Raw genomic sequence first — 20,081 nt, 5'->3', positions numbered from 1 at the left:
ACCCTCGCCACAACTACGATGGATTCGTGCCGCGCACATGTCTGCGCGCAAGGATTTCCCATGTCAGACAATCGCCCTGCCCGCTACCTCAGTGAAACCGACCTCAAGCGCTACGTGCCAGTGCATGTGGTCTGGGAAATCACCCTGGCCTGCGACCTCAAATGCCTGCATTGCGGCTCCCGCGCCGGCCACCGCCGCCCCGATGAATTGAACACCCGGGAATGCCTCGACGTCATCGATTCCCTGGCGACGCTCGGCACCCGCGAGATCACCCTGATCGGCGGCGAAGCCTACCTGCGCAAGGACTGGACCCGACTGATCCAGGCCATCCACGACCACGGCATGTATTGCGCGATCCAGACCGGTGGCCGCAACCTCACTCCTGCAAAAATGCAGGCCGCGGTGGACGCCGGACTCAATGGTGTCGGTGTCTCGCTGGACGGATTGGCGCCGCTGCATGACGCTGTGCGCAACGTACCCGGCTCCTTCGACAAAGCCGTGGACACCCTGCGCCGCGCCAAACAGTCCGGCCTGGCGGTGAGCGTCAACACCCAGATCGGCGCCGCCACCCTGCCCGACTTGCCCGAGCTGATGGACCTGATCATCGACCTCGGCGCCACTCACTGGCAGATCCAGTTGACCGTCGCCATGGGCAACGCCGTCGACCATCCGGAGCTGTTGCTGCAACCCTATCAACTGCTGGAAGTGATGCCATTGCTCGCACGCCTGTACCGCGAAGGCGTCGATCGCGGCCTGCTGATGAACGTGGGCAACAACATCGGTTACTACGGACCTTATGAACACATGTGGCGCGGCTTCGGCGACGAACGTGTGCACTGGAGCGGCTGCGCGGCCGGGCAAACCGTGCTGGCGCTTGAAGCCGATGGCACGGTGAAAGGTTGCCCATCGTTGGCCACCGTCGGTTTCTCCGGCGGCAACGTGCGCAACATGAGCCTGCACGACATCTGGCACTACAGCGAAGGCATGCACTTCGGCCGCCTGCGCTCAGTCGACGACCTGTGGGGCTACTGCCGCGGTTGCTACTACAACGACGTCTGCCGCGGCGGCTGCACCTGGACCTCACACTCACTGCTCGGCAAACCCGGCAACAATCCCTACTGCCATTACCGCGCGCTGGATCTGCAAAAACGCGGGCTGCGCGAGCGCATAGTCAAACTTGAAGATGCGGCGCAGAAGTCATTCGCGGTGGGACGTTTTGACTTGATCACCGAACGGATCGAGACGGGCGAAACGGTCAGCAGCGTTAGCGATAGCGGTCAGGTGATCAAATTGGCGTGGGCGAATCAGGGGCAGAAATCGCCGGATGAAGGACGCGTGCCGACGCAACTGGCGCTGTGTCGTGGATGTTTGCAGTACATCCATCAACACGAAGCGACTTGCCCACATTGCGCGGCGGATGTGGCGGCTGCCGAGGCCCTGCACCAGGTGGATCGCGCACGGCAGCAAGGGATCATGAATACGCTGACCGGGTTGTTGGGGTTGCCGCGAAGTACGTTGATGTAACCGCTCAAAAATGTGGGAGCGAGCCTGCTCGCGAAGAGGCCGGCACATCCAAAAGGGATGTCGGCTGACACTCCGCTTTCGCGAGCAAGCCCGCTCCCACAGGGGATCTGCGGTGGGCACGCATCTACCGATCAACACTGAATAATGTGGGAGCGGGCTTGCTCGCGAAGAGGCCGGCACATCCAAAAGGGATGTCGGCTGACACTCCGCTTTCGCGAGCAGGCTCGCTCCCACAGGGGATCTGCGGTGGGCACGCATCTACCGATCAACACTGAATAATGTGGGAGCGAGCCTGCTCGCGAAGAGGCCGGCACATCCAAAAGGGATGACGGCTGACACTCCGCTTTCGCGAGCAGGCTCGCTCCCACAGGGGATCTGCGGTGGGCACACATCTACCGATCAACACTGAATAATGTGGGAGCGGGCTTGCTCGCGAAGAGGCCGGCACATCCAAAAGGATGTCGGCTGACACTCCGCTTTCGCGAGCAGGCTCGCTCCCACAGGGTTCTGTGGTGATCCGCTTTCCGGACTAGACTCGACATTGATCAGTGACCACCGCCGCCAACCCCGAGCAGTCAATGCCACCCAAAAAAATCAGCCGAATGCCACGAATCCTGGTGTACATCCTCATAGTGATTGCAGCCCTGTACCTGCTGCTGTGCCTGGCGCTGTTCGTATTTCAACGCGCCCTCATTTACTTCCCGCAACCCAGCGCCATCGCCGCACCTGACACGGTGCTCACGCTGCCGGTGGCCGACGCGAACTTGCAGGTTTCCATCAGACCCCGCGCTGGCCCCAAGGCGTTGATCTACTTTGGCGGCAATGCCGAGGACGTGTCGCGAAACCTGCCTTCGTTTTCCGAAGCGTTCCCGGATCAGGCGATTTACCTGCTGCACTACCGTGGCTACGGTGGCAGTTCCGGGTCGCCGTCGGAGGAGGCCATTGCGCGGGATGCCCTGGACTTGTTTGATCGGGTTTACGCCGAGCATCCAGAAGTGGCGGTGGTCGGTCGCAGCCTCGGCACGGGTGTCGCCATTCGCCTCGCCAGCCAACGCCCGGCGGCGCGGCTGATCCTGATCACGCCCTACAACAGCCTGCTGGAACTCGGCGTGCGCCAATACCCGATTTTCCCGGTGAAATGGCTGTTGAAGGACACCTTTGATTCCGCAAAATACGCCGCGCACATCAGCGTGCCGACGCTCTTGATCGCCGCTGGAAACGATGAAGTGATCCCGCGCTCAAGCACGGAACGGCTGTATCGGCATTTCAATCAGGGCGTGGCGTCGATGAAGGTTATTGCGGGTGTCGGGCACAACTCAATCTCCGAAAGCCCCGAATACCTCAAGTTGATAGGCGCCGGTCTATGAATGCCGCCGCGCCAGACGATGCTGCCAGTTACCGCCGTTGACTCGTTGGCATTGTTCCTCGGAATCGAACTGCACATGGGCGGCTACCGGGCTGACGAGCACCTCGGCTTCCGTTAACGCGACGGTCGTCAGTTCAACCATGCGTTCGCCCTGCCCGTCAGCCAGCGCCCGGGTTTTCTCGGCCTCGGTGTCGAAGACCCAGATCACCCGCAGGCTGGAGGGGAACCTGGCGTAATCGACTTCGTGAGTCAGCCAGCTGAAACCGATGATTTCGGCTTTGGCGGTTTCACAGGCGTCGGTCAGGGTTGCGACCAGGCGGCGTTCGATGTGGGCTTGTTCGCGCTTGGTTAGCGCCATGGGTGGGTCCTTGTGACTGGCTGGGGGCAACAATCATACGTTACCGTCCTGAGTTTTTCGTTGTCGTTGCGGGCCTAATCGCGAGCAAGCTCGCTCCCACAGGAGACCGAGTATGTCTGAACATACCGGTCAATTGTGGGAGCGAGCTTGCTCGCGATGAGGCCCTTACAATCCCCGCAGAAAAATTATCTACCCACGCTCATTTCGGCCGCCGCACCGCCCGCACCTTGCCACTGCCACCACCACCGCAAAAGAACTGATCCGCACCATCGAATTCCAGCCCCGAAACCCCCACACCCGCTGGCATCTTCACGCTTTCCAGCACTTCACCGGTGGCCGGATCAACCCGCCGCAATTCACTCTCATCGCCTTCCCAGGTCCCATGCCACAACGCGCCCTCGACCCAGGTCACGCCAGTGACAAAACGGTTGGACTCAATGGTGCGCAGGATCGCGCCAGTCTCGGGGTCAATTTGATGGATCTTGCGGTCGCGGTACTCGCCGACCCACAGCGTGCCTTCGGCCCAGGTCAGACCTGAGTCGCTGTTGCCGGGTGCGGGAATGGTGTGGAGCACGCGGCCAGTCTTGGGGTCGATCTTCTGGATGCGGTCGGCGGCGATCTGGAACAAGTGCTCGCCATCGAACGCGGTTCCGGCATCGGCGATGACGTCGATGGAGCGCAGGGTCTGGCCGCTGGCCGGGTCAAGGGCGTTGAGTTTTTCGCCGCTGGCGAACCAGACGCGCTGGCCGTCCCAGGTCACGCCATGCACCGCATCGACGCCGGCAAAGGGTCCATATTCACGGAGTATTTCAGCTGTTGAGTGTTTCATGATCGCTTCCTCAGTCAGGGGTTGGTGAGGTGATCCTAATCACTGGGCAATGGCGCCGTGAGTAACAAAGTCGTCGCGAAACCCGGCACCGGCGGGGTCATCCAGCGCCGCGCCCGCCCACGGCCGAATGCCTGCACCTTATCGTCTGCCGCCAGCCTGTCGAGTGCCCGTTGCACCGTGCGCTGACTGATGCCGAGGGCCAACGCCAGGGCCGAACTCGACCACGATTCGCCATCGGCGAGGAAGGCAAACAGCGCGGCGAATGGCTCTTCGACCGGTTGCGCCAACAACACGACGTCGCGTTCACCCCGCGCCACCAACGCATAGCCGCGCGAGGTAGCGGTCACGCTGGCCAGGGGTTCCAGCGCCGCACGCAGGCGCCCGACTTCGACGCGCAATCGGGCGCGATGGGACTCATCGGTGAGCTTCAGGCGAAAGGCTCGGGCGATCAGTGTTTCTCTCGACACATCGCCCGGCCAGGCCTCGGCCAGTGCCCGGACGATGGCGAACAACACCGGGCGCGAGGCCAGTGAGACCGACATGCCGGCGCCGCGCACGCTGTAGCGGCAGGCGTCCACCACCAGTGACGTTGAAGCGAGCAACGCTTCGACCTCCCCCAGCAACAGCGGCCGTTCCTGGCCATGGGCAATCAGCCGGGCGACGGGCGTGTCGAGGATTTGGACGGCGTGTTCGACCTCGGCGGTCAGTGCCGGGATCGCCGCGTCACGAGCAGCCGTTTCTGCTCGGGTCAAGGCCGCCCGTGCGGTGTTCGATTGCAGGCGCCGCATGGCGATCCCGGCCAGCACCAGTTCATGCACCGCGCGTAAGGCTGGCGGTAGCGGCGCGGGGTCGAGTCCGGCGAGTGTGTGCTGCGCGTCATCCAGGCGTCCGATCAGCAGCAGGCGGCGAATGTCCAGATACCGCGCATGGGCAGCGTTAATGAAATCACCATGGGCTTCGAGCGTCAGTCGTGCCGTGTCGAGGGCTTTCACCGGCCAACCAAGGTCCCGTGACGCCAACGCGATTTCGGCCTCGGCCACCACGCACCGCGCTCGCGCCAGCGCCTCCTTCGGCCCGAACGCCCGCGCCGCTCGCTGCACCAGCGCCCTGGCCCGCACCAGATCACCGAGCTGTGCCATGGCGATGCCCCGCAGGGCCAGCGCTGCCGCATCGTCGCGCAGGGCAATCCGGTTCAGCGCGCCGAGGGGATCACCCGCCGCCAGTGCTCGCGCCGCTGCGGTGATCAGCGAATCCATCTGAATCGCGCCACGGTTGTCACTCCTGCTGTTTGATGCGTCGTGATGAGTCTATCTCACGATGACTGACCTCGAACTGGATGCGGGATTTGCAGTGTCTGGACGGACGTCTTCGCGAGCAAGCTTTGCTCCTACAGGGGATTCGTGCGGGACATAATCATGTGAACGACACGCAACCTGTAGGAGCAAAGCTTGCTCGCGAAGAGGCCCTCAAACACAGCACACAGCACACAGCTCACCGCCCATCCGCCCACCCCGGCTGGCGCTCAAACCCGTCAAACAATTCAAAAATGGTCGCCTTGACCTTCTGCACTGCATTGCTTTGCACCGCCGTGTCATGCCAGCACAGCGACAAATCCCGGGTGAACAGGCGATGGTCGATCCGGGCCAGTTTCAGCTTGTGCTGCTCAAGCTCAACATGCGCCGCCGCCCAAGGCAGGATGGTGACGCCCAATTGAGCCTTGACCGCCGCGAACAAAAGGTCCGTGGAGTTGGCCTCAAACTCCACCTCGCAGTGCAGGCCGGCCTCCTGAAAGGCTGATTCGACCCGACTGCGAATGGTGTTCGGTGCACAGGGCAGCACCAGCGGCATCTTCGCCAAGGCTTCAATCGACACCGGGCCCGGCGGCACAGAAAACGCCGGCCACGCCACCAGGTACAGCGTTTCGGTGAGCAGTCGTTGCGAGATCACGCCCCGGGTTTCGACCACATCGACATTCACCGCAAGCGCCACCCGCCCCACGGTGATCAGGCCGCCCAATTCAGCGCTCGGCGCATCGATCAGTTCCAGTTTGATCCCCGGATAACGGCTGCGGATCGTACGCGCCAGCGGAATCGCCAACATTCGCGCGGTACTCGATGGCATGCCGACCGAGACTTTGCCCTGTGGAAACTCGGCGTCCTGGCGCAGCAGTTCCCGGGTGCCGTCCGCCTGGCGCAGCAGTTCGATGGCATGCCGATACAGCGTGCGCCCCGCCGCCGTCGGCACCACACCGTGCACGCTGCGTTCGAGCAGTTGCATGTCCATGTCCTGCTCCAGATTGCGCATCTGTTGGCTGATCGCAGGCTGGGCAATGTGCAGCGCTTCACTGGCGCGGGTGATGTTGCCGCACTCGATGACCTTGATGAAATACCGCAGTTGACGCAGGTCCATGGGCATCTCCAAAGCCATCGTATTTTCCGTTGGGATCAGAGGAATATCATATTTTAAGTTTATGAGATACGACGCCTAGACTCGTCTCACAACAAACGAAGCGCTCACGGCCGCCACCGCCGCACAGCGCTTCCATAGGCCTGAAAAAGGCCACTGGGAGAGCGCAATGTCTAGAGCAATGACTGCATCGGCCACACCCGCGAAACCGATCAAAACGCCCCTGACCCGCGAGCAGATTCGCGGTTTCTGGACGGTCTATCTGGGCTGGGTGCTGGATGGCGTGGATTCCGTCATTTTCGCCCTGGTGCTGATTCCGGCCATGACCGAGTTGCTGCCCAACTCGGGCATTACGGCGACGCCCGCCAACATCGCCATGTACGGTTCGCTGCTGTTCGGATTGTTCCTGATCGGTTGGGGACTCTCATTTATCTGGGGCCCGCTGGCCGACCGTTTTGGCCGGGTGAAGATGCTGGCCGCGAGCATCCTTGTGTATTCGTTGTTTACCGGTGCGGCGGCGTTCTCCGAGAACATTTGGCAACTGGCAGCGTTCCGGCTGATCGCCGGGATCGGCGTCGGCGGCGAGTGGGCACTGGCCGGCACCTACGTCGCCGAGTGCTGGCCGGAAGACCGACGCAAAATGGGCGCGGGCTACCTGCAAACCGGCTACTACCTGGGTTTCTTTATCGCCGCGTTGCTCAACTACACGGTCGGCGCCACCTATGGCTGGCGGGTGATGTTCCTCTGCGGGTTGTTCCCGGCATTCGTCGCGATTTATACCGCGCTGAAAGTCAAAGAACCGCACAAGGCTGTGATCAACGTCAAAGGTCCCAAAACACATAGCTCGTGGCTGGAGATCTTCGCTCCGGCATTTCGCCGCCGCACACTCACCAGTTCAGCCTTGGTCGGTGTCGCCATCGTCGGGTTGTGGGCCGGTTCGGTGTATGAAGCGACCGCCGTAGTGACGCTCGCCACCCGCGCCGGCATCGACCACGTCGGCGCGGTGCACCTGGCCTCGATTGGCGCGGCGATCCTGTCCTTGAGCACCATCCTCGGCTGCCTCATCGCGCCATGGCTGGCGGAACGCGTCGGGCGGCGCAAGGCGCTGGGCATTTACTTCGCCGGCATGGCCGCGTCGATCGTGGTCGCATTCGGCTGGGTGTTTTACATGGACGACGGCCTGCATCTGTTCATAGTGTCGCTGGTGTTCCTCGGTTTCTTTGGCGGCAACTTCGCGATTTTCTCACTGTGGCTGCCCGAGCAATACCCGACCCGTATCCGCGCCACGGCGTTCGCCTTCAACGCCTCGGTCGGGCGCTTTATCGGCGCCGGAGTCAACTTCCTGCTGGCGGCGGCCATCCACTGGCACGGCTCGCTGGGCGCGCCTGTCGCCTGGACCGCCGCCGCGTTTGTCGTCGGCATTCTGATCCTGCCGTTCGCCGTGGAAACCCGCGACCAGACCTTGCCGCAATAGCGCACCTGAACACTGATTTGGAGAACCCCATGCAAGCGTTAAAAGGCGTGAAGATTGTCGACCTGAGCCGCGCACTGTCGGGGCCGTTCTGCACCATGGTGCTGGCGGACCTTGGCGCCGACGTGATCAAGATCGAGCCCGGCCCGACCGGCGACATGAGCCGCACCTGGGGCCCGTTCGACCGTGGTGTGAGCACCTATTACCTCTCGTGCAACCGCAACAAACGCGGGATGTGCATCGACTTCCGCCACCCCGAAGGACTGGCGACGATCCAGCGGTTGATCGACGACGCCGACGTGGTGATCGAGAATTTCAAACCCGGCACCCTGGACAGCATGGGCCTCGGTTACGAGGTGCTCATTGCGCGTAATCCTCGGCTGATTCTCGGCAGCATCAACGCGTTCGGCGCCGACGGCCCGATGAGCAGTTGGCCGGGTTTCGACCAGATCGCCCAGGGTTATTCGGGACTGATGAGCCTGACCGGTTTTGTCGATGGCGACCCGACCCGTACCGGCACCGCTATCGGCGATTTGACCTCGGGGATGTGGCTGGTGACGGCAGTGTTGGCCGCGTTGCTGGAGCGTTCGAAGACCGGACGAGGCCAGCATGTCAGTACGTCGTTATTGGCCAGTCTGGTGGGGTTGTTGAGCGTGCATGGCCAACGTTATCTCAGCCTCGGCGATGTGCCCCGGCGCACCGGCAATGCGCATTCGGTGATCGCGCCTTATGGGGTGTTCCAGACGTTGGACGGCCCGCTCAATCTGGCGCCGATCACCTCGGCCATGTGGGGACGTTTGTGCGTATTGCTCGACTTGCCGGCGCTGCCGGACGATCCGCGTTTCGCCACCAATGAGGCCCGGGTCGAGCGTCGCGAAGAGCTGAAGGCGATCCTCGAAAGCCGTCTGAAAACCCGCAGCAAACATGCGTGGACCGAACTGTTTATCGACGCCGGCCTGCCTGCCGGCCCGATCAACACCCTCGACGAAGTGTTCGACGACCCGCAGGTTTTGCACAGCCAACTGACCGAAACCCTCACCCACCCGACCCTCGGGGCACTGCGCCAAGTGGTCACGCCGGTGTTCAGTGCGACCGACAGCGCCGCCAGCCGACCGCCGCCGCTCCTGGGCGAACACACCCTTGAAGTGCTGCGCGAAGCGGGTTTCGATACTGCATCGATCAACGCCCTGCTCGCCGCCAACGTGGTGTTCCAGGACACCGATGATTCATCCGAACACGCCACAGGAACCGCCCAATGAACGCCACCGTGACCGTCCACCCTGTCGAAGAGCGCATCGCCCGACTGGTTTTCAGCAACCCCACTCATCGCAACGCCCTCAGCGCACAACTGCTGAAGGCCCTCGACGAAAGCCTTGTCGCCCTCGCCGCTCAACGGGTGCCGGTGGTGATACTCGGCGCCGAAGTGGGCCAACCGGTGTGGAGCGCCGGCCACGACATTCGTGAACTGCAACATGACCGCGACCCGATTGCCTATGGCAAGCCCCTCGAACAAGTGCTGCGGCGCATTCGCGCTTACCCCGGCGTGGTCATCGCGCTGATCTCCGGCTCGGTGTGGGGCGGCGCGGTAGACCTGGCGATGAGTTGCGACCTGGTGGTCGCCGATCACAGCGTCAGTTTCGCCATGACCCCGGCGAACATTGGTCTGCCGTACACCACCAGCGGCTTGCTGCGGTTCTTCAACAACCTGCCGATTCATGTGCTCAAGGAAATGTTCTTCACCGCGCAGAAACTCGATGCGCAGCGGGCGGAACGGTTTGGGGTGATCAACCGGCTGGTGGACACCGACCTGCTGGAAGCGACCGCCCTGGACATGGCCCAGGGCATCGCCGCCAAGGCACCGTTGGCGGTGGTCGCGGTGAAGGAGCAATTGCGGATTCTGGAAGACCTGCAACCGATGCCGGTGCAGGCAATGGAGCAGATTGCCGAGTTGCGGCGACAGGCGTGTGAGAGCGTTGATTTTGGGGAAGGGTTGGCGGCGTTTGTTGAGCGTCGGGGGGCGGTGTTTAGCGGTCAGTAGTCAGAGCTGAAAATATATGGTGTCCGGGCTGCCGTCTTCGCGAGCAAGCCCGCTCCCACAGGGACTTCTTGTGGTTCACAAAATAATGCTTCAACACCAATCCCTGTGGGAGCGGGCTTGCTCGCGAAGGGGCCCTGGCATGCACCACAAATCCCAGGGATTGCGGCATTCTGTCCCACGCTGCCTATACTCACGCCCATAGATTCATCACCCACCGTCGCGGATGACTGGATCGCCGGGCAGCCTGACCGTTGCAACAGCCAGGGCTCCCGAACTGCCGTGACAATGGATCAAGGACGAGTGCATGGACGTTTCAGCCTATACAGCCCCCGCCCCCACCCGACAAAGCTCTGTGACCCGGCGACTGGCTTTTGCGATGGGCATTCTGTTTGTCGTCGGCGTCTTTATGGTGGTCGGCGCACTGTTCAGCATCGCCACCGGTCTCGATACCGATGACATCAACGACACGCGGTTCTACACCGCACGCGCGCTGGAAAACCGCATCACCGCGTCAAAAAACTACATCACCAGTTATGCCTTCTGGACGTCCGCCTACGACCATTTGAACGGTGAAGTGGACACCGACTGGGCGTACACCCAGCAAAACATGGGCAAGACCCTGTTTACCAGCGATGGCTACGAAGGCGTGTTCGTACTCGATCGAGGACACACCAAATACGCAGTGATCCGTGGTCAGTTAGTCCAAGAGGAATTTTCAAGTTACCTGACGGCCTCTGCAGCCGCGTTGATCGAACAAGTTCAGAGCCAGGCGGAACTGACCAAACCAGTGAGCATGTACACCATGTTCGAGGGTAGGCCCGCCCTGTTGACCGCCGAAGCGGTCATGCCGAATGACGAACGCCCGATTGAAGACCCGAAAAGCACGTCAGTGCTGGTGTTCGTCGATCAACTGACCGCGCCCAAACTGCTCACCCTGGGCACCAGTTATGGCCTGGACAACTTGAACCTTGCCCTCGACGGCACACTCACCAAAGACCAGCAGCAAGTGCCGCTGGAAACGACCGGCTACAGCCTGATCGCCGAACTCGATCAGCCCGGCAAGCATTTGTTATGGTCATTGTTGCCGCCACTGGGCGGGACCTTGGTAGTACTGATGTTGCTGACCGCCTACTTCTTTCGTTATGCGCTGCGCTCGTCCCGGTACGTCGACAGCAGTTATGCGGTGTTGCAAGCCTCCAACCAGGCACTGGAAACCGCCAATCACGCGCTGGAAGCCAGCGAAGAGCGCTTTCGCGCGGTGGCGGAGGCCGCGTCCGACTGGATCTGGGAAATTGATCAGCGCCAGTACATCACCTACCTGTCCGGACGTTTCAGCGCCGTCACCGGTTTTACCGATCAGCAATGGTTGGGACAAAACATCGAACAATTGTTGTATTGCGACACCACCCCGCTGGCTCTTTGGCTGAACAAACTGACCGAGGAAACCAGTGACAGCGACCTGCGCTGTACCTACCGCGATCAAAGCGGACAGCAGCGCTACTGCCGGGTGTCTGCCCGACCGATTTTCGATAATGAGACGGTCATTGGCTATCGGGGCACGGCCAGCGACATCACCGATGAAGTCGCCGCCCATGCGCAAATCCAGCATCTGTCGATGCACGATGCGCTGACCGGATTGCCCAACCGCAACAAGCTCGCGCGTTATCTGGAAGACGCCTTGTTGCTCAAGGAACACTCGGCGCCCCTGACGTTGTTGATGCTCGATCTGGATAACTTCAAGCCGATCAACGATTCGCTCGGCCATCCCGCTGGCGATGCGGTGTTGCAGGAAGTCGGCGCGCGTTTGCGCGAGTGCACCCGCGACCATGACATCGTGGCCAGGCTGGGCGGTGATGAATTTGTCGTGGTGCTGCACAACGTGGACAGCCGCAGCGAGATCGACAAGTTCTGCACCCGACTGATCGAAAGCCTGCACCGGCCCATCCACTATGAAACCCATGCCCTGCATATTGGCGCCAGCCTGGGCATCGCCCTCAGCCGCCGCCAGGGCTACCAGCCCAGCGAATTGATCCGCTGCGCCGACATCGCCCTGTACAAGGCCAAGTCCGACGGTAAAAACACCTGGTGCTATTTCGAAGCGCACATGAGCGACCAGATTCAACACCGTCGCCAACTGGAAGACGACCTGCGGCTGGCGGTGCAACGCAATGAATTTGTGCTGCATTACCAGCCACGCTACAAAGTGGACGGCAAGCAAATTGTCTCGGTTGAAGCACTGGTTCGCTGGCAGCATCCAACCCAAGGCCTGCTCGGGCCGGACCTGTTCATCCCGTTGGCCGAGCAAACCGATCTGATCGTGCCGCTGGGCCGCTGGGTCCTGCGTGAAGCCTGTGAAACCGCCCTGACCTGGCCGGACGACATCCTGCTGTCGGTCAACCTGTCCCCGGCCCAATTCGCCCGCAGCGACGTAGTGGAGGATGTGCGCGAGGTGCTGGTGGAAACCCGCTTCCCGGCCAGCCGCCTCGAACTGGAAATCACCGAAAACGTCATGCTCAATGACATCGACGGCGCCCTCACCACCATGAACGCCCTCAAGGAACTGGGGGTACGCTTGAACATGGACGACTTCGGCACCGGCTACTCCTCACTGGGCTACCTGCGCGCCTACCCGTTCGACGGCATCAAAATCGATAAACGCTTCATCGCCTCGATGGGCAGCGGCGGCAACGACCGCGCCGTGGTCCAGGCCATCATCGGCCTGGGCAAAGCCATGGGCCTGACCGTCACCGCCGAAGGCGTCGAGACCGAAGAACAACTGAACATCCTCGGCGCCGATCAATGTCACGAGGTGCAAGGTTTTTACATGAGCCGGCCAATCGACAAACAGGCGTTCAGCACACTGCTCAGCAAGTCCCGAGCCTGAACAATTCGCCCTCCCCTGCAGGAGCGAGGCTTGCCCGCGAAGAGGCCCTGAGAAATCACCACACACCGCCAAACAGACACAACGCGGTGCCTGGACACCCGCCGTCAAGTGGGAGAAAGTGCACGTTTTGAAACATTGGGTAACAACTAGAATCAAGGACGACTCATGAAAACTTTGCTGTGCTTGCTGATCGCCACCGGCGTCGGCGCGGCGTTGCAATACGCCGGCGTGCCCCATGGCCTGCTGCTCGGTTCGATACTCGCGAGCGCGCTGGTGGTCAGCAACCTGCGCTTTGCCCCCACCCTGCCCTTGAGCCTCGGTTATGTACAAATCGTGCTGGGGATCGCCACCGGCCTGATGTTCAAGTCGTGGGACAGCCACACAGCCGCGGCCATGTTGCCGAGCCTGGGCTTTCTGTTTCTGTGCCTGGCCGCCCAAATCACCGTGGCCGGATTCTGGTTGTTCAAGGTGTCAGGCTGGAACCTCAAGGACTCGTTGCTGGCCGTCTATCCCGGCGCACTCGCCGCAGTGTTCGACTTGCTGGAGTCCGAGCGGGCGTCCAGCAAAGTAATCGTCGTGCACCTGGTGCGATTGTTGTCGATCACCGTGCTGGTCAGTTTCCTGATTCCCGGATCCACCGGTGTGGCACTTGCCGACAGCGGGCCGATGCTCGTGAGCACCTTTCTGATACTGCTGTCGCTGATCGTCCTGTGCATTGGCATTGGCCGCGTCTTGCTGCGCATCGGCGTCCCGGCACCCTTCATGCTCACGGCCATCGTCGCCACCGGCGTCTTCGTCAAGATGGACTACCTCCACGACTTCAACATGCCGCAATGGAGCGTCGATTTCGCCACGGTGCTGCTCGGCGTGCTGATTGGCTCGAAATTCAACGACATCTCCCTGAAAGAACTGATTCGCCACGGTAAGTCCGGGGTAATGTCCGTCGCCCTGATGCTGCTCATCGCCGCCGCATTTGCCACCGTCGCCGCGCGAATCCTGGGCAGCGACCCGTTGTCGTTGTGGCTGGCCTACATGCCCGGCGCCATCGAAACCATCGCCATCGTCGCGTTCAGCGGCGGGCTGAATGTGGTGTTCATCCTGACCCATCACCTGGCGCGGATGGTGGCGCTGCATTTTGCGCCGGCACTGATTGTCCAGGCGCGGCGCTGGGGCGAGAGCGGGTCGTAAAAATCTCGAACTCCGGGCATATCGCCGTATCCAATGTTTTAGGCCAACAGAGGTACTCGATATGAACAACGAATCGAAAACAACACCGAACGCGCCGCCGACCGATACGTCGGGCAAACCGGTGAACGTGGTGGAGCGGGATCTTGAGGATCGAGATGACGACACCCGAGGCGTGGATGAAGTGATTACGCCCTCTTCAACCCGGGTTAAAGAGCAGGATGCGGAGGAGTTACAGAGGAAGGTTGATGAGATAGAGCGCAAGGTTGCGGATGGCAACTAACCTTTTAGGAGCTGCCGAAGGCTGCGATCTATTGATCTTCGAGATGCAAAAAAGCCCCGTTTCTCTAAACAGGATGGGGCTTTTTACGACATTCGGATCTCAAAGCTCACACACGCCGCCATCGTCATCGAAGAAATATATGTTTTCATGCTTGAACCCCCAGGCTCCGCTCTTCTGACGCACATGAGGCTCAAAGGTAAAACACTGCACTTCCCCGAGAGATCTGTGGTTCCCGGACTCGACATACAACCTGTCATCACGACGGACACAGATGCTATGCCCAACATTTCCACTGAAGTCGAGATTCTCAAACCCCGCCGAGATGATCGAATCATTGGCAAATTCATAAAGCTCATGAAATGTCGTCTCAGGCCGGGCAAAGCGGCACATCATCTCGTGTAACCGGTGCTCGACCTCATGCCCTCTACCGAACTCATCCCCAATTGGCACAGCTCGGCACACGCCCTCTTCCACATAAAACGAACGCGCGCAGTCACCCCAAACGTTGCCTGATTTCGGGCTCAAATCGACCGTTATCAAATTGTGGCTTCCAACCGCTTCGTTGCTCGGCCTGTAGTCTCGCCCTGACACAGAGAGCAAGCTGCGGGACCCAAGCAGTACAAAGGCTGGACAGGCGTAGTACCAGGTTTCGGGATAGCCTGATTGGGCGAGCGCGTGCGCGGCGAACCAGGCAATGGATGCTTCTGTGGACGTGGGTGTTATGTGTTCGACAAGTAACTGCAGGACCGCTTTTGCCGCGGTTTGGACGGGTAAGCTCAAGGGAATTGGCATGTAAGACGCAGCTCCGGGGAGAGTGACAAGGTGAAGCGTCGAACGCCTACCTGTGGCAAGGGACAGTGCTGACCTTAGCTTACCCACAAAAATGCCCGCTCACCGTCACCGGTTCAGCGGGCTTTTTGTGTCTTCACACCGGAGAAATCGTGGCAAGGACTCCAATCAAAATCGTCAGCACCAGAAACCCACCCAGGAAAATCGCCATTCTAGCCATAAGGCCTCCTACTACTTGAGTTTGCGGCGCAACAGGCGCAGTGAAGTGTGCTCACTTCAGGCGGCCGGGCCGGTGAGGCATTGTGGGACTGGGGCTGATCTGGTTACAGATGCAGGTGGCACGGGAAAATACGGATCAGATCACCGCACTCCTTGTGGGAGCGGGCTTGCTCGCGAAGGCGGTGGGTCAGCCGCGATAAATGTCGGCTGACACTACGCTTTCGCGGGCGAGCCTCGCTCCTACGGGTCGGTGTATATCCCGGGCAAAAAAAGTCCGCTGACCGTTACCGGTTCAGCGGGCATTTTTGCTGCTTTACATCACTTCAGATCAAACCGATCAAGATTCATGACTTTGACCCACGCCGCCACAAAGTCCTTAACGAACCGCTCCTTCGCGTCACTGCTGGCATACACCTCCGCCAACGCGCGCAACTGCGCGTGTGAACCGAAGACCAGGTCAACCCGCGTCGCCGTCCACTTCACTGCGCCGGTTTTGCGGTCCCGTCCTTCAAACGCTTCCTGCGTGTCCGACGTCGGCTTCCACTCCACGCCCATGTCCAGCAGGTTGGTGAAGAAGTCGTTGGTCAGCGCTTCCGGCCGCTGGGTGAAGACGCCGTGTCTGGTTTGGCCGACGTTGGTGTTAAGCACACGCAAGCCGCCGATCAACGCGGTCATTTCCGGCGCGGTGAGGGTCAGTTGCTGCGCCTTGTCGATCAACAGGTGCTCGGCCGGTACGCGGTAGCGGGTTTTGAGGTAGTTGCGGAAACCGTCGGCGATCGGTTCGAGGAAGCCGAAAGACTCGACGTCCGTCTGCTCTTGCGAGGCGTCTGTCCGCCCCGGCGTGAACGGTACTGTCACGTTGTGTCCGGCATTTTTCGCCGCTTGCTCGACGCCCACGCTGCCGGCCAGCACGATCAGGTCGGCCAGGGAAATTTTCTTGCCGCCGCTGCTGAACTCGCGCTGGATACCCTCAAGTTTCGCCAACACGTTGGCCAGTTGCTCAGGTTGGTTGGCTTGCCAGGACTTCTGCGGCTCCAGGCGCAGGCGTCCGCCGTTGGCGCCGCCGCGTTTGTCGGAGCCACGGAAAGTGGAGGCTGCCGCCCAAGCCGTCGAGACCAGTTGCGAAACGCTCAGGCCCGAAGCCACCAGTTTGCCCTTGAGTGCGGCGATATCGGCGTCATTGACCAGTGGATGATCGACGTCAGGAATCGGGTCTTGCCACAGCAGTTCTTCGGCGGGCATTTCCGGGCCGAGGTAGCGCGAAAGTGGCCCCATGTCACGGTGGATCAGTTTGAACCAGGCGCGGGCGAACGCGTCGGCGAGCTGGTCGGGATTGGCCAGGAAGCGCCGGGAGATCGGCTCGTAGATCGGGTCGAAGCGCAGGGCCAGGTCCGAGGTCAACATGGTGGGGTTACGCCGTTTCGACGGATCGAACGCATCCGGAATGATGCCAGCGCCAGCGCCGTTTTTCGGGGTCCACTGGTGCGCACCGGCTGGGCTTTTGGTCAACTCCCACTCGAAGCCGAACAGGTTTTCCAGGTAGTTGTTGCTCCACTTGGTCGGCGTGGTGGTCCAGGTCACTTCCAGGCCGCTGGTGATGGTGTCGGGGCCTTTGCCGGTGCCGAAACTGTTCTTCCAGCCCAAGCCTTGTTGTTCGAGGCCCGCCGCTTCAGGTTCTGCGCCCACATTGTCGGCAGGCCCGGCGCCGTGGGTTTTACCGAAGGCATGACCGCCGGCGATCAACGCCACGGTTTCTTCATCGTTCATGGCCATGCGGCCGAAGGTTTCGCGGATGTCGATGGCGGATCTGACCGGGTCGGGCTCGCCTTCCGGGCCTTCAGGGTTGACGTAGATCAGGCCCATTTGCACGGCGGCCAACGGGTTTTCAAGGTTGCGGCCGTGGTCGGTCCGGCTCTCTTCGTTTTTCCCCGGTTCAGCGACGAGCGGACCGTCACCGGGCTCTTCCACGGGTTTTTGCGATTTGTCGTAGCGGGTGTCGCCGCCGAGCCACTTGTTCTCGGAACCCCAGTACACGTCTTCGTCCGGCTCCCAAACGTCAGCGCGACCACCGGAATATCCAAAGGTCTTGAAGCCCATGGACTCCAACGCCACGTTGCCGGTGAGAACAATCAGGTCGGCCCAGGAAATGTTCTGGCCATACTTCTGCTTGATCGGCCACAGCAGCCGCCGCGCCTTATCGAGACTGACGTTATCCGGCCAACTGTTGAGCGGCGCAAACCGCTGCTGACCGGAACCCGCCCCGCCGCGACCGTCACCGGTGCGATACGTACCGGCCGCGTGCCAGGCCATGCGGATAAAGAACGGCCCGTAGTGACCAAAGTCCGCCGGCCACCAGTCTTGTGAATCGGTCATCAGCGCATTCAGGTCCGCTTTGACCGCCGCAAAATCCAGCTTCTTGAACGCTTCGGCATAGTCAAAGCCCTCGTCCAGGGGATCGGACAGGGACGAGTGCTGGTGCAGGATCTTCAGGTTCAGTTGATTCGGCCACCAGTCGCGGTTCGTCGTGCCACCGCCAGCGGCGTGATTGAACGGGCATTTCGATTCAGTTGCCATGTATGAGCTACCTTTGGTCGTATTCATCCAGCTACCCGGCCCGGGCGGGCCTGCAATAGCAATGAGCGAAATCAATGACATAGGCTGCTGGGCCAGGCAGTTCGATCAACTGCCCATTGTGGCCACACGGGGAATTCCAGAAATTGGCGATCGATTCGCCAGCACGCGGGCCCACGGCAAGCCTGTGACTCTTTCTTATCTCGATATCAGGTATTGAGCGGCCAGCATGCGCCAGCGCAACGGTAAGACTAGACCGTCTGGGGAGGACTGCTAATAGGCGCAGTGTTACGCGATGATAGGGAGAATCTTTTGCCTGCCGGGAGGGCGCGCAATCCGTCACGCCATGGGTTTTCCATAGCATGACGGTGACTCGGTCATGGCTTGATCAAAAGCCCCTGACCCGTCGGCAGGCTGGCGATCGCAATATTCCTTTTTGCGGCCCATTCGTCCATCCCGTCTTTTTGCGGCTGATAGCCAAAGTAGGCGTAGTCATCCAGCAACACCATCGCCCCCGGCACCAGGCGATCCCATAAAAACTCAAGGGCAGCCACTTCCGGCAACATGCAATTCATATCGATGTGCAAGTAAGCAATCTGAGTCGAATCGATCTGAGTCAGCGTATCCGGAATGGAACCCTGAATGATTTTCACATTCGACCATTCCGAGAAGTTAGCCCTTACCGCGTCAATGTTTGACGTGTAAGTGCCGTCGTCCACCCACTTCTGACTTTTATCAGACACACCACCCGCTTTCTCTTCGGCAGACAAAAACCGATCGTCAATACCGGAGTACGTGTCCAGCAGGTAGAACGTTTTACCGGTGTAGTCCCAGTCCAGATCGGCCATGATAGCTGAACTTAAAAACCCGTAGTTGACCCCGCACTCGACAAAATCACCGGGGCGGTTCGCGGCGGTGCGTGCCGCCCACAGCCCCAAGTGAACGCGCCAGTACAATTGATAGTCAGTGCCGCAGGCCTGTACGCCACGGTCATAGGCCGCGATGTAACGGGGGTCACTTATGAAGTCGTGATTGTGTATGGTTTTCAACCCATCAAAATTAAACTGCCCCCTGACTTTAGGCACTAACGGATCAGGACTTGGCTTATAAGGCCGCCCTTCTCCGATGCCCCAGGTCAGGTAGTGAACTTCAGGATTGATCCCGGCCAATCTGACGTCCGGGTGTAAAAACAGGTATTGCTCAGCAGAAAAATCAATTGGCAAACTCATTCCATATCCTTGTTAGCCATTAAACAGCTCCATCAGCCTGCGCAAAACACTGCAACTTTGGCAGACCAGCGCGTGGCGATAGTACAGTAGCCACGTGCCACTCTCCATACAAAAAAACCGCCAGACTGCGGTGCTTGAAGATCTGGTTAAACATCAAAAGCGATGGATGCGAACTGTCCGGGCGCCAACCAAAGACATCATGCCATTGCGCTAGAGCAAGCCGAGGAACGCATCCAAATCATGGGGTGCCGCTACAGTGTTGATAGCGGCAGCGTTAGGGAGTGACAGGGAGAATCTTTTGTCTGAGGCGTTCCTGTTTGAGACGCGTCGCAGGTCATTTCGCCAAAAAGAAATAACCTTCAAAAATACGAACGAAAAAAAGTCTAATGATCCTGTCATTTATGACAGTAGACGCTACTTAACTCATGGAGCAACGCTACACCTTCAAAAAAGGAGGTGTGTGACATGAGTTTGATCAAATTGACGACCCTGGTTTTGGCAGCACTTTATGGCTCCACCGTATCTGCCGCGATGACTGCCGAAGAATACCAGGCAGAATTACAAAGAACGGAAAAGGCAAGCGCCGCCCTGCCCCAGAACCAGCGCCCAAGCGTGAGTAACGTAGAGAATAAGGACTGTCGAGATGCCTGGAACCTCAGTTCTGCCTCTCAATCCTGCACCACACGTCAAGTGATATCCCAAGACCCGGCCGGAACCTGCAACCTTTATCTCAGTTGCAAGCGGCTGAACTCCCAAACCAGAGCCCTGCCTGATTGGAAAACGTCTGTTAACGCGGCTAGCTGGCAGTACGATGAAGCACAAAGAACGGAGCCGTTTTTTCCTGCGCCCTACCCGTATGTAAAGCTATTAGTCAATTGCGATGGCGTTTTACAGTATGGAAGTTGCCAATAAACTGATTTTCCCGGTGG

At 60.1% G+C, this 20,081-nt stretch carries 16 protein-coding genes; 9 read left to right on the top strand and 7 right to left on the bottom strand.

Annotated features, from left to right (window positions below; all coding sequences use genetic code 11):
- Positions 1-60: 60 nt before the first annotated feature.
- Positions 61-1,524 carry a GDL motif peptide-associated radical SAM/SPASM maturase gene (locus BK667_RS04480; RefSeq protein WP_123596898.1) on the top strand — a complete coding sequence of 488 codons (1,464 nt, stop codon included), beginning with the start codon at positions 61-63 and terminating at the stop codon, positions 1,522-1,524.
- 578 nt (positions 1,525-2,102) lie between these two features.
- Positions 2,103-2,891: an alpha/beta hydrolase gene (locus BK667_RS04465; RefSeq protein WP_123596897.1), complete on the top strand. Its 789-nt coding sequence runs from the start codon at positions 2,103-2,105 to the stop codon at positions 2,889-2,891.
- Here BK667_RS04465 and BK667_RS04460 read toward each other — a convergent pair.
- From BK667_RS04460 to BK667_RS04445, 4 genes are all read right to left on the bottom strand, one after another.
- Complete coding sequence (locus BK667_RS04460; RefSeq protein WP_123596896.1) at positions 2,886-3,248, bottom strand: hypothetical protein; 363 nt, start codon at positions 3,246-3,248, stop codon at positions 2,886-2,888. The genes BK667_RS04465 and BK667_RS04460 overlap by 6 nt on opposite strands.
- Before the next feature lie 199 nt (positions 3,249-3,447).
- Positions 3,448-4,077, bottom strand: a complete 630-nt coding sequence (locus tag BK667_RS04455; protein WP_123596895.1) for a Vgb family protein — start codon at positions 4,075-4,077, stop codon at positions 3,448-3,450.
- 35 nt (positions 4,078-4,112) lie between these two features.
- Positions 4,113-5,333 (bottom strand): winged helix-turn-helix domain-containing protein, encoded by a 1,221-nt coding sequence (locus BK667_RS04450; RefSeq protein ID WP_123596894.1) that lies wholly within the window; start codon positions 5,331-5,333, stop codon positions 4,113-4,115.
- Positions 5,334-5,568: 235 nt separating this feature from the next.
- Complete coding sequence (locus BK667_RS04445) at positions 5,569-6,486, bottom strand: LysR substrate-binding domain-containing protein (protein WP_123596893.1); 918 nt, start codon at positions 6,484-6,486, stop codon at positions 5,569-5,571.
- Positions 6,487-6,652: 166 nt separating this feature from the next.
- Between BK667_RS04445 and BK667_RS04440 the strand changes: the two genes are divergently transcribed.
- From BK667_RS04440 to BK667_RS04415, 6 genes are all read left to right on the top strand, one after another.
- A complete protein-coding gene (locus BK667_RS04440; protein ID WP_123596892.1) occupies positions 6,653-7,957 on the top strand; it encodes an MFS transporter in 1,305 nt (434 codons plus the stop codon).
- Between the two features lie 29 nt (positions 7,958-7,986).
- Entirely contained in the window at positions 7,987-9,213 is a 1,227-nt protein-coding gene (locus BK667_RS04435) for a CaiB/BaiF CoA transferase family protein (protein WP_123596891.1), read from the top strand.
- Positions 9,210-9,992: a methylmalonyl-CoA decarboxylase gene (scpB, locus tag BK667_RS04430; RefSeq protein ID WP_123596890.1), complete on the top strand. Its 783-nt coding sequence runs from the start codon at positions 9,210-9,212 to the stop codon at positions 9,990-9,992. Before BK667_RS04435 ends, scpB begins: the two co-directional genes overlap by 4 nt.
- A 304-nt stretch (positions 9,993-10,296) precedes the next feature.
- Entirely contained in the window at positions 10,297-12,876 is a 2,580-nt protein-coding gene (locus BK667_RS04425; protein WP_123596889.1) for a bifunctional diguanylate cyclase/phosphodiesterase, read from the top strand.
- Positions 12,877-13,041: 165 nt separating this feature from the next.
- Entirely contained in the window at positions 13,042-14,064 is a 1,023-nt protein-coding gene (locus BK667_RS04420) for an AbrB family protein (RefSeq protein WP_123509016.1), read from the top strand.
- Between the two features lie 61 nt (positions 14,065-14,125).
- Complete coding sequence (locus BK667_RS04415) at positions 14,126-14,344, top strand: hypothetical protein (RefSeq protein WP_123509015.1); 219 nt, start codon at positions 14,126-14,128, stop codon at positions 14,342-14,344.
- A 99-nt stretch (positions 14,345-14,443) separates the two neighbouring features.
- On the opposite strand, the gene BK667_RS04410 is transcribed toward BK667_RS04415, so the two are convergent.
- The 3 genes from BK667_RS04410 to BK667_RS04395 all read right to left on the bottom strand — a co-directional run bounded on the left by BK667_RS04410 (position 14,444) and on the right by BK667_RS04395 (position 19,152).
- Positions 14,444-15,136 (bottom strand): M24 family metallopeptidase, encoded by a 693-nt coding sequence (locus tag BK667_RS04410; protein WP_123596888.1) that lies wholly within the window; start codon positions 15,134-15,136, stop codon positions 14,444-14,446.
- Positions 15,137-15,670: 534 nt separating this feature from the next.
- Positions 15,671-17,926: a catalase/peroxidase HPI gene (gene katG / locus BK667_RS04405; protein WP_123596887.1), complete on the bottom strand. Its 2,256-nt coding sequence runs from the start codon at positions 17,924-17,926 to the stop codon at positions 15,671-15,673.
- A gap of 374 nt (positions 17,927-18,300) precedes the next feature.
- Positions 18,301-19,152: a TylF/MycF/NovP-related O-methyltransferase gene (locus BK667_RS04395; RefSeq protein ID WP_123596885.1), complete on the bottom strand. Its 852-nt coding sequence runs from the start codon at positions 19,150-19,152 to the stop codon at positions 18,301-18,303.
- A 465-nt stretch (positions 19,153-19,617) separates the two neighbouring features.
- Between BK667_RS04395 and BK667_RS33015 the strand changes: the two genes are divergently transcribed.
- Positions 19,618-20,064, top strand: coding sequence for a hypothetical protein (locus BK667_RS33015; RefSeq protein ID WP_148060124.1), 447 nt, complete (start codon positions 19,618-19,620; stop codon positions 20,062-20,064).
- Positions 20,065-20,081 lie beyond the last annotated feature (17 nt).

This window comes from Pseudomonas frederiksbergensis (genome assembly GCF_003732705.1).
Taxonomy (GTDB): domain Bacteria; phylum Pseudomonadota; class Gammaproteobacteria; order Pseudomonadales; family Pseudomonadaceae; genus Aquipseudomonas; species Aquipseudomonas frederiksbergensis_F.
This window is presented reverse-complemented; position numbering and strand designations above follow the sequence as displayed.